The sequence below is a fragment of the Dyadobacter frigoris genome, assembly GCF_005280585.1.
Lineage (GTDB): Bacteria > Bacteroidota > Bacteroidia > Cytophagales > Spirosomataceae > Dyadobacter > Dyadobacter frigoris.
The window spans coordinates 1-15,021 of sequence record NZ_SZVO01000027.1; the positions used below are offsets into that span (position 1 = coordinate 1).

A 15,021-nucleotide genomic window follows, 5' to 3' on the forward strand; every position below is an offset into this window, starting at 1 on the left:
GTCCTTCACTTTTTTACGGGATTCCTTTTTCATAGAAATAATATTTAGAGTTACAAACACTTTGCTCGTTGTCCATTACAGTCTAGTTTTCTATACGGGCTCTAAACTCCCAGTCGGTAACTTAAAGGGACAACAAAACCATATTCCGGCATGAATTGAAATTCACTATTTCACTTGGCCTTTGCTGCAAAGCTTAGACATAATAGTCTTCCGTGCTAACAATCTACTGTCCAGTATTTTCCTCTGAATAGTAGAACTGGTTATTACTGTGGAAACATGGCCCGCCATATCTGTATTCCGGTATAAACTGCCGTTGGGTCGCTATATGAAACATACGAGGCCAGATCAGTGTAAGAAGGACGACTGATTCTTTTGGAATAGGACAGCTGTAATTCGTTATTTACATTGAATTTTTTGGAAAATGAAACGCTGGGAAATAGTTTTCCAAGCCTTCGGTCAATCGAATTTTCACCTTTTTTCGGATCGGCCATGTGCGTGTGTGAATATTCAAAACGAGCTCCGAAATTTAGATTTATACTGGGCTCGGGCAATGCGCTGAAAGAAATATAACCTGCACTGATGCTTTCTTTCATATTGATCTGATTCGAGGTTTCAGACCTGTTAACCCATTTTCCATCAATAAGACTTTCAATTCCGGATAAACTTTTCCCTTCGGAATAGGTTTGTTTTAGCCCGGTTTCAATCTTGATTTTTTTTGAAATCTGTTTAGAATAATCTGATTTCAAAACACCAACCTGTATGGCAGTTGCTGCAAACCCCTGTTGGTTGGGAGAAAATAGACTGTCATTTGTACCGGCCTTCGTACCGTTTGCATTTAGGAAGGAACTGTTAACCTGCGAAGGATTATTATTTTTGAAATGCAGATAATCAAGATCAAAATTAACTTTTTCACCTGCTTTCATTTCCTTTTCAAGATAAAGTGAAGAGGTGAAATTCTTCCAATGATTGGTTCCGGTTATTTGGCCATTAAAAGTCAGCAGTGAATCGGGTAAAACGTTATAGGTTGCATGTGTTCCCGATATGGAAGATGAGCCGCTCGCATTGTAAATAATATTTCCACCCAAAGTAACTTTGGAATTTATTTTATAGTCCAGCCCGGCCGTCGCGTTATGATTATTATGAGTGGATCTCGTTGTATCATAATCAATTACATCAAGCTGTCCGCCAAGAACCGGCATATTCTGGGTGCTTCGGATAAACATATAACTGTAAGTTCGGTCGTGTGAAAAAGAGTAGGAGCCATAGGTGCTGATTTTTCCGGTGTTTTTACTCAGATTAAAACCAGCCACTCCTTTCTCACGGTAGCCATATCCGCCCGTCAGAGAAACAGATCCGCTCATACCCTGATCTTTATTTTTCTTCATAATAATATTGATCAGCCCGGCATTCCCGTCGGCATCATACCGGGACGGCGGAGAAGTCAGCAATTCTATTTTTTCAATATCATTGGCACTCGTCCCATTCAGCAAAGTCACAACCTGCGATAAAGCCATGCGCATCAATTTTCCATTGATCATCACCATGACACCATCTTTTCCATTCAAAGAAATGCTGTTGTTCCGGTGATCAATTATTACGCCGGGGGAACGCTCTAAAACACTAAGTGCAGAACTTCCTTTAGTAAGGATACTATTTTCAACGTTAACCACCATGCCTTCAATTTTTTGTTCGAACAAAGGTTTTTCAGCCTTAATCACAACTTCTCCCAATTGTCTGGTATCTTCCAGAATCATCAGTGTTGCAAAATTTAGGGTCATTTCGGTATTGGAAATTTCGAAAATCTGAGAAGTCCACGTTTTAAATCCTACGCCGGTGAAGCGAAGTAAGTAGCTGCGGGCAGGAATATTTTCAATTTTAAACTCACCCGTTTCACTTGTTAATGATCCCTTGACCAAGGAAGAATCAACGGGATTTAAAAGTAGAACAGTCGCAAAAGGAATTGGCTGATCCTTTTCAGTTACAAATTTCCCGGTTACCTGACCAAATGAATTTTGTATCAATCCGAAGAAAATAAGAAATAAAAGCAGTGATTTCATGGCGTTAATCGTTTTATGACGATCACAAATGAATCAGGAGCACAATTGAATAAGAAATTGGATTGACAACTGTCAGTAACTCTTTGATCAAATACTATATTGGGATGATTCCTTTTTTAATTTTCACAAAGTCGGGTATAAAAACCGTTTACATTTCCAACGATGCATTTTGTCAATAAGTAGCCGCATTTCATGGCATCAATAAAGAAAAGAGACTGAAAATTATTACTTTCGAAATTGGAATTTGTGATTGATATTGAATAAGTTATATGAATTCTATATTAAAAACCGCCGATCGAAATCCGACAGACAAAATGATAATAGAAAGCACACCAAGTCAGAACTGGTTTTTTAAATATAAACTTTACCACATCCCATTCTGGTGTGCATATCAGTATCTGTGGTGGGTAATTGCCATTGGGAATCCTGTTAAAGCTGCCGGAAGCATACTTTTTACGGCGATGTCTGTGAAATTTCTGTTTTATGTTGTTTTCCAGGTACTCGCGATTTGTTTTAATTTATATTATCTGATCCCGAAATTTCTGGAAAAAAGCAGATTTAAGGAATATGTGACCTATCTGCTTTTGACAATTCTGACCGCCTCGTTGCTCATCGTTCCGGGTTACTATCTGGCTGCTTTTTTTGCCGGAAAAACGCTTACTGAAATGTATGGTCCCGACGGTGGCTGTCTGTATTTTTTGTCTACAACTTCTTTTCCTTCAACATTGGCAAGCATGACGCTGGCGATGAGTATCAAGCTGACGAAAAACTGGATTCAAACCGAAAGGCGCCAACGTGAACTGGAAAAGGAAAAACTGGAAACGGAATTGAAATTTTTGAAAAATCAGTTTAATCCTCACTTTCTGTTTAATACGATCAATTCCATCTTTTTTCTTATTCATAAAAATCCGGATATGGCTTCTGACGCTCTGGCCAAATTTTCGGAACTTTTAAGATACCAGCTTTACGAATGCAACGATATCCAGATTCCGTTAACGAAGGAAATAGATTACATGAAAAATTTTATTGAACTTGAAAAGTTACGGCAGAATGATAATGTGCAAATTGATTTACAGATGAATGCGGCCGATACCGGACATATTGGGATTGCGCCTTTTGTGCTTATGATCTTTGTTGAAAATGCTTTTAAACATGTTTCCAAGAATAGTGGTAAAACAAACTGGATCAGAATAAATTTGGAGCTGCATAACACGCAGCTGAATTTTTCGGTTTTTAACAGTACGTCGCCTCAATTAACCAACGATTTAATTCATTACGGAGGAATTGGGCTGAAAAATGTAAAACGTAGACTAGATCTGATATATCCGGGACAATACGAACTTGAAATCCAAAACACCGATTCAGATTTTGAAGTAAAACTTTCTTTAAAACTTTCTGAACTTGCGATCCCTAAATTTGAAGAAATTGCTGCCTGACCCTCAAACCGCTTTATTATGTTGAATTGTGTAATTATTGATGATGAGCCGCTGGCGCGTGAAGGAATTGCCAATTATGTACGGGAAGTTGATTTCCTGCACTTGACAGGCACATGTGAAAATCCGGTTGAACTTATTAAAATGCTGGATGAAAATTCGGTAGACCTGATTTTTCTGGATATCCAAATGCCGAAAATGAGTGGAATTGATTTTTTGAAAATTGTGAAAAATCCTCCGCTTGTCGTGATTACAACGGCTTTTCCAAGTTTCGCACTGGAAAGTTTTCAGTTGGATGTTCTCGATTATTTACTGAAACCAATCACTTTTGAGCGTTTTTTTAAAGCAGCATCGAAAGCGAAAGATTATCATCAGCTTATTAACAGAGATACTATTAACGAAAATCTTACTGAAACAGCCGCTGATTATTTCTTTATCAAATGCGGAAATAAATATGAAAAGATTGTCCTCACTGACATTTTATTCATTGAAGGAATGCAGAATTATGTCACAATTTATACTGACAAAGGAAAGTATGTTACTTTACTCTACATGAAAAACCTTGAACAGAACCTGGATAGCAGGTTTTTTATCCGTGTTCATAAATCTTACATCGTTTCTGTTAACAGGGTAGAAGGTATTGAAGGAAACGAGATTTTTATCCAGTCACACCGAATTCCTGTGAGCAGAAATCATCGGGAGCAGGTCTTGAAACAGATTGTAAGTAAGAATTTGTGGGTGAAATAAGATTTCTACTTTAACTCAACTTTCTCAAATTCATATTTTGTTTTAACATGCTGATTCAAAAAAGTCCCTTTGGAATCCGAAGCTTTCATAGCTCCATAGACTTCCAAAGGGACTTTTTTATAGTCGTAAACCATCCCGGAAACATAAATGATTCTTAATGTTTCCGTTTCATCATCATAAATCATCTTGGCTACAACGGATGATGGCATTTTGACAAACGATTTTATTTGAAATTTTCAAGCTTATTTTTCAAATCCGCGACCAGGTTTGAGCTTGTATGCGACGAAGTTAAAATGGTATTCGCGTCCGATGAATCATCGTAAAACTCGTTATTCGCTTTGCTATCCACAGATAAAGCGGCTCCATTAAGTGTGATTCCCGCAAAGAGACCTTTACTACGGGAATAAGAATACACTTCGGCTTCCAGTTTGTAATCTGTTTGCGCCGATGAACTTCTGCCAACGGGTCCGGCAGCTACTGATAAATCACCTCCAAGTGTGAAACTGCCTTTTCCAATTTCTGTCAGTGTTTTGCTGTTTTTAAAAACCAGAATTAAATCGGTCGCCTGCACGCCAATTTGTGCGCCAACGCTTCCTCCTGTAATGGTTATGAAAATAGGATCGCTCCATTGACCGTTTGTTCCCTTCACCATCGCAATGCCTTTGCCATGTTTCGCACCGACCATTAGTCCGGCATTAATCATTTTTGGTACAATGATGATTCCCTGAGAAATAGACAGCAACTGTGCCGGTATGTTTTCTTTCATCTGACTGAAATCATTTAATACGGATGTTGCCGCTTTAATTTTATCTTCTTCTTTATCCTGTGCAATAGCAGGTGTAAAGGATGCAATATTGAAAAGCATCGCGACATGGAATATCTGAAAACTTAATTTTTTAATAAGCATGGTTAGTTTGTCATATTTTTAAATGCGTTGCGAAAATTGTTTCACAATACGTTTAAATGCTTAAACTATCGTGCCGGAGGTATTTTTGAAATGTGATGGATGAAAAAATTTCGATTCCATATCCCCGATTCCCCCAGGTTGAAACCTGGGGCTACAATGTAGATCATGCCTACGGTATTTTGGTTTAGGATATTATTTTCCACCCGAATGAAGTCCGATTTGGAAAATGAATTTTAGGCACAAAGAAAGCCCCGCAACGGTTAGCGGGGCTTTGGCATTTTGAATGTTCATTGTGACTGCAAACTTATTTTGGCTGTCCTTCTTTTACCTGATTTGTAAAATCCGGAGAAGGCTTGAAAAAAGGAATAAAGCTTGCCGGTACCATCACTGAGGATTTTAAAGAAATGTTTCTGGCGATTTTTGCAGCTCTTTTTTTGACAATAAAACTACCGAAACCGCGGATATAAATATTTTCGCCTTCACTCATCGAGTCTTTAACCGTTGAGAAAAAAGCTTCCAGGATTTGTTCAGTTTCCTCTTTTTGTATTCCGGTCATTTCCACAAGTTTGGAAACGGTTTCTGCTTTTGTCATTTGCTAATTTTTTAAAGGGTCCGTTATTTTTACAAAGCTACAATTTTGCCTTGAAATAGAGCACTTTAATCTTAATAAGCAACTGGAATTTTTAATCAAGCATATTCGATTTTAATCAAAATTTCATTTTATGAAATGAATCCTGATTTAATTCCCGCCTTTTACACGGTTTTGGATATCTTCACTTCCTGGACTTCGTTTACGAATGGGCGTGATATCTTTTCCAAAACGATAGGAGAATGAAACAGTGGCCATACGGCTGTCAAAACGAATGTGTCCATCCATATCCAGATTTTCATATTTTGCCGTATTTCGTCGCTGCCGTGTTTGGAAAATGTCGTTCACCATCAATTTTATCGTTCCCTTTTTATCCAGAACTTGTTTTTGGGCGCCTGCGGAAATGACATAAAAACCTTTTGAAACAAAAACTCCATAGACAGATCTTGAATTATAAAATCCACTCAACTCGGCTGAAAAGCCTTTTCCAAGTTGAAATGTATTTTGGCTGTTGATGGAGAAGCTCCATATTCCGTTATCAAGCTTCCCGCCTTTCTGATCACCTTTGTAGTCATTTCTTAAAAAATTAGCAAAACTGTTGCTTATCCACCAGCTTGCAGGTTGCAGTGAAGCTGTAAAACTGATACCATAATTGATAAAACTTTTCAGATTTTGGGGGCTTTGGTAGGTCGTGTTTAAAGAATCGACCTGTCCCATCATCCAGTTCATTACATCGGAAGTATAACTGTAATTAATGGCTGTAATAAATTTCCCTTTGAAAGTGTGGCTCAATTCAACAGAATGCGTAAGTTCTGGCTTTAAAAACGGATTACCTTCATAATATAAAAACGGGTCACGGAAGAAGCGGAAGGGATTCATGTCATCATAATCCGGCCGCTGAATTCTGCGGCTGTATGAGAACTGTCCCCTATGATTTGGCCCGAAAGTTTTAGAAACAAACAGACTTGGAAAAAGCTGGAAATATTGTCTTTTTACCAACGAGTCAGTCGTAACCTGGTGACCGGCTGTCTGCGTGTTTTCACCTCTTAAACCGGCCTGAACGCTAACAGAGCCAAATTGTTTACTGAAATTGATATAACCCGCATGGATCGTCTCCTTGTAAGTAAAATGATTGCTCCAGGAAGGATCCGGAATCCATTGCTCATTACGCAGCGTGTCATATTTCAGGTTGTTATCGACCGAAACATTACTGCTTTTCCACCCTGTTTCCAATTTTGCTTTTTCACCAAACGGATGCGTATAGTCAATTTTACCAACATAAACATTGGTCAGGGAGGGAACATAACCGCGGCGTACAGACCGCGCTTCGACAGTCGAATTTTCCGCGCTCAGATACCTGGTATCCATATTTTGGTTAGATCGATTATCGTTTTGCGAATAATCCAGATCCACAGAAAGCTCGCGGCCGCTTTGATTGAGTTTGTATGTATAGTTGAAATTGTAGGCGTTACTTTTCCAGCGATCCAGATTGTCGTTATGGGTCAGCGGATTGCTTAATGTTTCACCTGTGGAAGAAACCAACAGGTTGGTCGTATTATTATCATTGGCATATTTCCCGAAATTACCATTGACCAGCACACCGAAAGTATTTTTGGCATCCGGAAAAATATCTACTCCGATTTTGTAGTTATTGGTATGTAAAGGTTCGTTGGTTTCGGAGTTCTGGTAAGAAATTCTGTCGGGTTTTCCACCAACATTTCCGTCATAAAACCGTCGGGTGAAACTCAGATATTCAATTTCGCCACGATAAGCATGGTCATAACTTCCGTAAATATTGAATTTACCACTACGATAATTTAAGCTGGCGCCTCCGCCATAACGGTTTGCACGACTTCTTGCCCCGTTCACATAAACATTTCCGTTAATACCGACTTTCTCATTTTTTTTCAAAACAATATTAATAATTCCCGAATTTCCCGCCGCATCATATTTAGCCGAAGGATTGGTAATCAGTTCAATTTTTGAAACCGAGCCGGAAGAAGTTCCGCGCAATAAAGTCGTCAATTCCTTCTGGGAAAGATATGTCAGTTTGCCATTTAACATGACGCTTACGCCTGGTTTTCCTTTCATGGAAATATTTCCATCATCATCTACGGTAATTCCCGGCGCTTTTTCAAGCAATTCGAGTGCGGTGTTACCCTCGGAAAGTATGCTGTTTTCTATGTTGAGAACGGTGCGGTCTATCTGCTGTTCAACAAGTGGTTTTTTCGCTGTAATGATAACGGCTTTTAAGGTTTTGTCATCGGCTTCCAGAATGGCATTTTCCAGATTGATTTCATGTTTTGATCTGTTTATTGAAAAGTATTTGCTGGTAAAAGTTTTATAGCCAAGGAAACTTGCCTGGATATAATAATTTCCTTCGGCCGTTTTTTCAAATAAATATAAACCTGATGAATCCGTAATTGTCCCTTTTACTATTGTTGAATCAGCAGCTTTATACAAAGCTACGGTCGCGAATTCTATTGGTTTTTGACTCGTTTCAAGCAATTTTCCTTTTACAGTTCCGATTAAAATTTGTTGTGAAAAACTTGAAAAAGATAATACTAGGCAACAACTTAAAATCAGGGTGGTGAGGGGTTTGTTGATGAAATGCATGATTGAAGGTGAGTGGTTAATGTATCGATTTTTAATTTGACAGGGGAGTTGTTTCCTTTATTTGATACAAAGTTTTCCTTCCTTTCAAAATTTTGGTGGCATATCCGAGGTCAACCAGCCACTTGAGCGCCTGGTATACGGAAGCAATGCTGATATTCATTCGTTTCTGCCGTATCATGATCCAAAGCGTTTCGGCGGCAACTTCGGTTTGATAGGCCGTCAGATATTTCGCTACCAGAATTTTCTTGCTGGACCTCCGTAAGTTATTTTCATCAAAATAGAGTAAGATTTGTTCTTCAATGCTCATAAAAAGGCTTGGCTGTTAATGAAGAATAGGTAAGATTTATAAATTGTTTTTTGAGAAAGGCAATGAAATACCATCCCGGTCAAAATGATCGAAGAGGGCATTAAGCATTCATTTTAAAGTTTAGGTAGAAATCAAACTTCTGTTTGGAGTGAAGAAGATTTTATTTTCTTCACCTTTTTTGGTTTGGCAAACCTGCTTTTTCCCCACCATACGTAAGCTCCTGTTAAGGGGAGCGTGGCACAAATGAGACTTACCAGGAAGTACAAAATTTTGGTCGGAATTATTTCCTATCGCGCCTACATGTATTGCGTAATTCGTTCTTCTAAGCCAGTCTGCCAGCTTCAGATTATCGATATGGACCTGTGTAGAAGGTAGTTGTTTGAATGTGTATTGGTCGAGATAAACGTATCTCCATGAGCCGTTGTACATGTCCGTGCAAAGCTCAATCGGTTCGGAAGGTTCGTCCGGGAAGGAAACGATTATCGCGTCTTTATTGTAAGTGCCAATTTCTGTGATTCCTTTTTTGAAAGCAAGATCTACATTTTTCAACATGACGTCACCCGCTATTTTGGTTGTGTCGGAAAGAGAATTGACATAAGGGGCCGGAGATTTTCCGCCTGAACTTAGCCAGTATACGCCTTGGGAAAACCATGCGAAACTCATCACCAATCCTGTCATGGTGATTATTAAAGCAACAAGTAGTGAATAAAATCCAAGCACATTATGAAGGTCATAATTAACGCGCTTGAACTTGGCTCTCCATTTAATTTTAAAACTTTTGTCGCGGGTTGATTTATTCCATTTTTTTGGCCACCATAAAATCAAACCGGAAATAAGTAAAACGAAAAATATCAATGTGGCGTAAGAAACGATAATTTGGCCAATTTTGGTTTTGCCAATTTTTGCTTCGATCCAAAGTGATGTATGTCCTTCAAGAATGAAGTGGAAAAAATCTTCTTCGTTCACAATCGCTACGACATCGGCGGTGTAAGGATTGACATAAACAGTTGAATCAGAATTCATGCTGATGCTGGCCGTTCTTTTATGACCATAATACCAGATTCCACTGATTTCCTTGCCCGGAAAGTGGGTAGAAACTTTACTTTTAATAACGGATGGAAGCAAGTATTCAGCGTTTTTCGGTCTTTCTACTTGAAGCCAATCCTGGGTCAAAGATTTAAATTCCTGCTCAAAAACCAGTATACAACCGGTCAGTGCGACGATAAAAACAATAATTCCGGAAATCAGGCCAAGCCATAAATGAAGCCAGGCGTTTATCTTTTTAAATCTTATCATTTGAGCAGGATATTGTAAACTGTCCGGAATTTCCGGACAGTTTAAATTCAGTTTTTTAAAGCTTATTTCATTTTGTCAAGACGAAGAACCCAGTCGTAACCGCCGATCATTTCCATGCCGGTTTTTACGGTTTGAGCGGCGATGTCATAGATGTAGACATAGTCTTTACCTGTTTCTGCGTTTGTGATCATGTAAACTTTACCGTCTTCCACGATGATATTTTGAATGTAAGCATCTCCGTCATTAGGGATTTCAGAAAGTTTTCTGATGATTTTTCCAGTTTCAAGATCCATTACTGCAAAAGCATAAATATGCGTTGAACCTGTAATGGCAGGATCAATGTATTTATAAATTGCTTTTGTGTCTCCGATATACCATAAACCAACGCCCTGATATCCTAATGTTGCCTGATTTACGTTATAGCTGGCATCCAGTTCCGTGGTTCCTTTTTTGATACGATAAATAGCAGATTGCTTAACCGACAAATTGCTGTTTTCAACATTCGTAGCGAAATAGGTATTACCGCTTTCATCAACAAATGAAGAAGACAACCAAAGTTTGTTTGTACCCGGTCCTGCTGATGTTGTGCTTGATAACGTTTTGTCATATTTCAAAGTGGTGTAATCTACAACCCCGATGTATGCTTTGTTTTGCCATGGATTAGGCCAGTCGCTGCTATATCCAAACTGAACAAAAACTTTTCCGTTTGTATATTCAATATTTCCAAGGTTGTAGTAACTAAATCCGGTAGGAATTGCAGGAGCATCCAGTACTCCGTTTGTCATTTTCAACGTTTCGGTATCAATCACCGAATACTGCATTTTGTTCTGGTCACCGTTTGTTCCTACAACAAATAATGTTGTTTCGTTGATCCAGGTAAATCCTGAAACGTCAGCCAAATGCGTATAAGGAACTTCCAAAACAGTACTGTAAAGTTCTTTTTCGTATTTAAATTTCGAAAAACGGCCGGTGGTTGTGTTGTAATAATAGTAAAATCCACCCTTTGTAATAATTCCGTAAGCAGATTTTCCCGTTACTTCTGCACCATGGCCGGTAAGGTCAATTGACCCTTCTGTCAATGAATTTGTTGCCAAAACATACTGCGTTGTATTTGGCCAGCTACCGATTTGCAGCCACACAGTATATTTTTCCTGGGTTTCAACTGCCGTTGGTGTATCGTCATCATCGTCGCTGCTGCACGAGTTCAGAAATGGAATCAGCGCGAGTGCTATTAAAAACGGATAAAGCTTAAATTTTTTAAACATGATGGTTAGTGATATTAATAGATAGTTATTGGATATTAAAGTGAAAATGCAATGAGATTATCTTAGGAAATAACGCATCTTCACAGAGAATGCGCGACCTGGTTTCTGTAAACGGAAATTGTCAAAAGCCAGATTGTTGGTGAAATTGCGGCATTCCAGAGAGAGATTGTAACGACCGTTGTTCCATGAATTTGAGATTGAGGCATTGTGTACGTATTGGTCCGGAATTGTACTTTTGCTGGCTTTGCTGCCGTAAGCTTCCCAGGTAAGATAAAACCAGTGCACATACTGCGTGCTCAGATTGAACTGCATTCTCGAAGCTTTTCCAAGGATATTATTTCTACCGATGCTCAAATCTGCGTTGCCAAAAAGCCATGGCTGATTTGGAATTTTATTCAAATAAGTAGCTTCCGGAATGCCGCTGGTTGTTCCAACGGAGTATTTGGTATTGTTGATTGCATTCTGGTAGCTGATGTTTGTATTGAAATACAAAAGGTCACCATAGTTGTATTTGATATCACCTTCCAGCCCGTTTACTTTTACTTTTGAAGTATTTTCGTATCGGCTTACGCTGGAATTTGATTTGTAAACGACTGCATAGATAAAGTCGTTTGCATTACGGTAAAACCAGGAACCTTCAATGAACAATTTGTGCTTGTTCATCGTAAAGCCATAAAAAGCACCAATATTTACGTTTTTGCTGGATTCTGGTTTAAGGTCAAGATTGGCGATAACCGTATAACCATTGCCGAACATTTCGCCAACTTCCTGTAAACGGTATGCTTTTTCAAAAGAAGCTTTTACACCAAGATCAGGAAGGATTTTGAACCGCGAAGCAATTCCATAACCCTGATACGTTTGTGAATCGTTGGCTTTTGCATATTCGCCCGATGCCGAAACGTATCTTGACTGTTGAACGCTCAATCCATAAAATTTACCAAAAAGTGTATTTGTTAAACGGTCCTTCAACAAATTCTGCTGATAAGCTGCGCCAATGATATTTTTGGACAAAATTCCCGGTATATCCGCACGATCGCTCAGAAGCTCATCATAAGTTTCATTCTTAAGATGATCGTAGGTATAATTTATATTGAAAGAATGTACCGGTGATAATTGATAGCCAACATTTGCCCGCGCAAACGTTCTTGGACGGTTAATATTAGTGATTGTTTTCGTTCCGCTAATCTCTGCAAGACTCGTTTTTACTCGTGAACCGTCCCAATAATATTTATAACTCGAAGTATCTGTTACGACATAATTGTCAACGGATCTTGAAGCGAAGACATTGGCGTTAAGTCCTTTAATAAAAAGATTGTCTTTTTTATAGCGAAGAGATCCATTATAGGCGTGTCCGTTTTTTGTAACAGCACCATAAACCACATCCTGGCGTGTACCTGTTTGAATATCCTGATCTGTGCCGGAATAAGAGAATCCAAGAAAAAAGACATCAGCCCATTTTTTATTAATTACTCCCAGTTCAAGCTGGCCCATAGCCGATTTATATTGGTCATGGAATCTTCTGAAATCTTTGTTTACATATTTATACTGCGCTTCATCCCAGATTTCCATACCACGCATGATATAGTTGTTATCCGAATAATTCGCGAATGCGCTTGCTTTAACAATCAGACCTTTTGCAGTACTATATTGTCCGTTCAAAGCCAATCGGTGGGTGTTGAATGAGCCAATACTGTAACTTGCATCCAGATAATTATTAATATTTTGGTTGGTAATAATATTCACAGCACCACCCAAAGCATCAGAACCAAGGCTTACCGGGACAACACCTTTATAAACTTCCATTCTTTCGGCAAGGTTAACAGGAATGTTGTTTAGCGACATGGTGCTTCCCATCAATTCCAGCGGAACGCCGTCAAGAAAAAATTTCACCGCCTTTCCGGAAAGCCCGTTAATTGAGAAATTAAAATCCGAACCAACTCCGCCCTCTTCACGGACACGAATTCCGGCAGTTTTGTTTAATACCTGATTTAAATCGGAAGTAGTATTGGCAAATCTTTTGGTTTCGATGGCGTTAACAGTAAAAGCCTGTTCCCGGACTTCCTGGGTTTCCGTTTTTCCATGAACGGTTACTTCGTCAATATTTTTTGTGTCACTTTTTAATGTAAAACCCGATTTAAGGTGCTGACCGCTTTTTAGCGTCACTGCTTTTGACTGGGTAACATGGCCGACAGACGAAATAGTCAGTGTGTAATTTCCTGGTTTGGAGATATTTAATTTGTAAAATCCTTCCGAATCTGTTTGCGTGCCTGTCGAAGTTCCCTTCAAAGTAACACTCACACCGGGAAGTGTCGAACCGTCTTCATCCTGAACGGTACCGGAAATTATTATCGGCGTTTGCGCATGAGCTGCAACGCCCAAAAAGAGTAAACTAATAAGAAAAATGGAGAGTAGAAACTTACCTGGCTGCATCGGATTAGCTATAAATACTGGTTATTAAGAATCAGACTAATTCATAGTTTGACCTTTTCAAGCAGTAGTAGCATAATCGGATGTTTACCGAAGTTGGAAATTAAAAAAAGATAAGTTTTTTTTTCGAAGTGCAGTTTTCTAATACGTTTGGCCGCTAATCTTCAAAAAGTTTTTCAATGCGAAGTATATAATCGATTGCTCCATTCAGTTTTAAACCTTTTGTCAGGCTTTCGGTTTTGGGATTATATATCCAGATGTAATTTCCTCCCGTATCGGAGTTGATGGAAAGATAAACGATACCATTCTCGACAAGAACGCATTGACGTGAAGTGCCTTTATCAAGAGGAAGATCAAGTTTTTTAGCCGTTTTTTGTTTCAGATCAAGTACATAAAATTCTATGTGCGGGACTTTATAATGATCTTCAACTCCTGTGAAAAGATCTCTTCTTTCGCTACGCAGAATGGCTTTTCCGTCACCAATATTCCATAGGCCATAAGCATGATTTTTAATGGATTCAGAAATGTTCCAGAAGAAAGTGCTATCTATGGAATCCTGATCCTTCCTGATCCTGTACAATGCTGTTGGCTTATCAGGATGATTTCCAAAGGCAATTCCCGGGCAGGTCAGGAAATAAAAGTCTCCACCTTCATCTTTAAATGTATTAGGCTGAGCAGTATTGGCCCCTCCCGGATAGGTGGATCTGGTATCTTTTAAAGTTTTTTGCCATTTAAGTTCCGGATAACTTAATATGTCAACATAGGCAGTATCTGTTGTTGTGAAATTCTGAGAGGTTATTTCATGATAGCTATATCCAATCAGCAATTGTTTATTTGTGAGTTCAGAAAAACCGACAGACATAGAATTAAATGGAGCTTTTGGCAGCGCAACCGGCATAACTCCAATGTTAGCTTTCATGGTTTTGACATTCACTCTGGCATAACTTAGCTTTGAAATTTTCCGGTCGTAGGATATTAACAATACAGTATCCGGATGAACCCAGTTATAATTATCCAGATAAATCAACGGTGAAATTTCGACAGAATCAACTGGAACGTACCGATTATTTTCAATCGTATACTTTAAGAAATAATGCGTTTTTCTTTCAATCCGGTAATAAAATCCGTCCCTGACAATAAGATCAAACCAGATTTGCTTTGGGTACGTTCTGGCGCCATTTTTTATTGGATCGATTTCTCCGGAAGACAAGTCGTCCGCCTGGATGATGTATTCCTTATAATCTTTGGCCATCGTATAAATACTATACTTTTTACGTTCCAGACTCTGTTTTTCTGAACAGCCGGTTATAAAGCCAATACCAATAACAAAGAGAATTTTTAAAGTAGTCAGGTTGACTTGGGCACGCATCATTACCG

12 protein-coding genes are annotated in these 15,021 nt (G+C 38.8%); 2 read left to right on the forward strand and 10 right to left on the reverse strand.

What is annotated here, in order from left to right; genetic code table 11:
- Nucleotides 1-263: 263 nt before the first annotated feature.
- On the reverse strand, nucleotides 264-2,057 hold the full coding sequence (locus FDK13_RS33055) for an outer membrane beta-barrel protein (RefSeq protein ID WP_137344303.1): 1,794 nt from the start codon (nucleotides 2,055-2,057) through the stop codon (nucleotides 264-266).
- Nucleotides 2,058-2,326: 269 nt separating this feature from the next.
- Here FDK13_RS33055 and FDK13_RS33060 point away from each other — a divergent pair, with 269 nt between their 5' ends.
- Nucleotides 2,327-3,493, forward strand: a complete 1,167-nt coding sequence (locus tag FDK13_RS33060; protein ID WP_229216323.1) for a sensor histidine kinase — start codon at nucleotides 2,327-2,329, stop codon at nucleotides 3,491-3,493.
- Nucleotides 3,494-3,511: 18 nt separating this feature from the next.
- Nucleotides 3,512-4,237: a LytR/AlgR family response regulator transcription factor gene (locus tag FDK13_RS33065; protein WP_137344304.1), complete on the forward strand. Its 726-nt coding sequence runs from the start codon at nucleotides 3,512-3,514 to the stop codon at nucleotides 4,235-4,237.
- Nucleotides 4,238-4,242: 5 nt separating this feature from the next.
- On the opposite strand, the gene FDK13_RS33070 is transcribed toward FDK13_RS33065, so the two are convergent.
- The 9 genes from FDK13_RS33070 to FDK13_RS33110 form a co-directional block, all read right to left on the reverse strand.
- Nucleotides 4,243-4,446, reverse strand: a complete 204-nt coding sequence (locus tag FDK13_RS33070) for a KTSC domain-containing protein (protein WP_137344305.1) — start codon at nucleotides 4,444-4,446, stop codon at nucleotides 4,243-4,245.
- A gap of 14 nt (nucleotides 4,447-4,460) precedes the next feature.
- Nucleotides 4,461-5,144 carry a lipid-binding SYLF domain-containing protein gene (locus FDK13_RS33075; protein ID WP_137344306.1) on the reverse strand — a complete coding sequence of 228 codons (684 nt, stop codon included), beginning with the start codon at nucleotides 5,142-5,144 and terminating at the stop codon, nucleotides 4,461-4,463.
- A 304-nt stretch (nucleotides 5,145-5,448) separates the two neighbouring features.
- On the reverse strand, nucleotides 5,449-5,736 hold the full coding sequence (locus FDK13_RS33080; RefSeq protein WP_137344307.1) for an HU family DNA-binding protein: 288 nt from the start codon (nucleotides 5,734-5,736) through the stop codon (nucleotides 5,449-5,451).
- 147 nt (nucleotides 5,737-5,883) lie between these two features.
- A complete protein-coding gene (locus FDK13_RS33085) occupies nucleotides 5,884-8,349 on the reverse strand; it encodes an outer membrane beta-barrel family protein (RefSeq protein ID WP_137344308.1) in 2,466 nt (821 codons plus the stop codon).
- A 31-nt stretch (nucleotides 8,350-8,380) separates the two neighbouring features.
- Nucleotides 8,381-8,656, reverse strand: coding sequence for a transcriptional repressor (locus FDK13_RS33090; RefSeq protein ID WP_137344309.1), 276 nt, complete (start codon nucleotides 8,654-8,656; stop codon nucleotides 8,381-8,383).
- A 120-nt stretch (nucleotides 8,657-8,776) separates the two neighbouring features.
- Nucleotides 8,777-9,952, reverse strand: a complete 1,176-nt coding sequence (locus FDK13_RS33095) for a PepSY-associated TM helix domain-containing protein (RefSeq protein ID WP_220417496.1) — start codon at nucleotides 9,950-9,952, stop codon at nucleotides 8,777-8,779.
- 62 nt (nucleotides 9,953-10,014) lie between these two features.
- Nucleotides 10,015-11,217: a DUF4374 domain-containing protein gene (locus FDK13_RS33100; protein ID WP_137344310.1), complete on the reverse strand. Its 1,203-nt coding sequence runs from the start codon at nucleotides 11,215-11,217 to the stop codon at nucleotides 10,015-10,017.
- Nucleotides 11,218-11,274: 57 nt separating this feature from the next.
- Nucleotides 11,275-13,647 (reverse strand): TonB-dependent receptor, encoded by a 2,373-nt coding sequence (locus tag FDK13_RS33105; protein WP_137344311.1) that lies wholly within the window; start codon nucleotides 13,645-13,647, stop codon nucleotides 11,275-11,277.
- A gap of 154 nt (nucleotides 13,648-13,801) precedes the next feature.
- Entirely contained in the window at nucleotides 13,802-15,016 is a 1,215-nt protein-coding gene (locus tag FDK13_RS33110) for a DUF4374 domain-containing protein (protein WP_137344312.1), read from the reverse strand.
- Nucleotides 15,017-15,021: the final 5 nt, after the last annotated feature.

Bases quoted from the DNA above. Each gene is read 5' to 3' on its own strand.
- FDK13_RS33055 (WP_137344303.1), bottom strand. From the start codon at position 2,057: ATGAAATCACTGCTTTTATTTCTTATTTTCTTCGGATTGATACAAAAT.
- FDK13_RS33060 (WP_229216323.1), top strand. From the start codon at position 2,327: ATGAATTCTATATTAAAAACCGCCGATCGAAATCCGACAGACAAAATG.
- FDK13_RS33065 (WP_137344304.1), top strand. From the start codon at position 3,512: ATGTTGAATTGTGTAATTATTGATGATGAGCCGCTGGCGCGTGAAGGA.
- FDK13_RS33070 (WP_137344305.1), bottom strand. From the start codon at position 4,446: ATGCCATCATCCGTTGTAGCCAAGATGATTTATGATGATGAAACGGAA.
- FDK13_RS33075 (WP_137344306.1), bottom strand. From the start codon at position 5,144: ATGCTTATTAAAAAATTAAGTTTTCAGATATTCCATGTCGCGATGCTT.
- FDK13_RS33080 (WP_137344307.1), bottom strand. From the start codon at position 5,736: ATGACAAAAGCAGAAACCGTTTCCAAACTTGTGGAAATGACCGGAATA.
- FDK13_RS33085 (WP_137344308.1), bottom strand. From the start codon at position 8,349: ATGCATTTCATCAACAAACCCCTCACCACCCTGATTTTAAGTTGTTGC.
- FDK13_RS33090 (WP_137344309.1), bottom strand. From the start codon at position 8,656: ATGAGCATTGAAGAACAAATCTTACTCTATTTTGATGAAAATAACTTA.
- FDK13_RS33095 (WP_220417496.1), bottom strand. From the start codon at position 9,952: ATGATAAGATTTAAAAAGATAAACGCCTGGCTTCATTTATGGCTTGGC.
- FDK13_RS33100 (WP_137344310.1), bottom strand. From the start codon at position 11,217: ATGTTTAAAAAATTTAAGCTTTATCCGTTTTTAATAGCACTCGCGCTG.
- FDK13_RS33105 (WP_137344311.1), bottom strand. From the start codon at position 13,647: ATGCAGCCAGGTAAGTTTCTACTCTCCATTTTTCTTATTAGTTTACTC.
- FDK13_RS33110 (WP_137344312.1), bottom strand. From the start codon at position 15,016: ATGATGCGTGCCCAAGTCAACCTGACTACTTTAAAAATTCTCTTTGTT.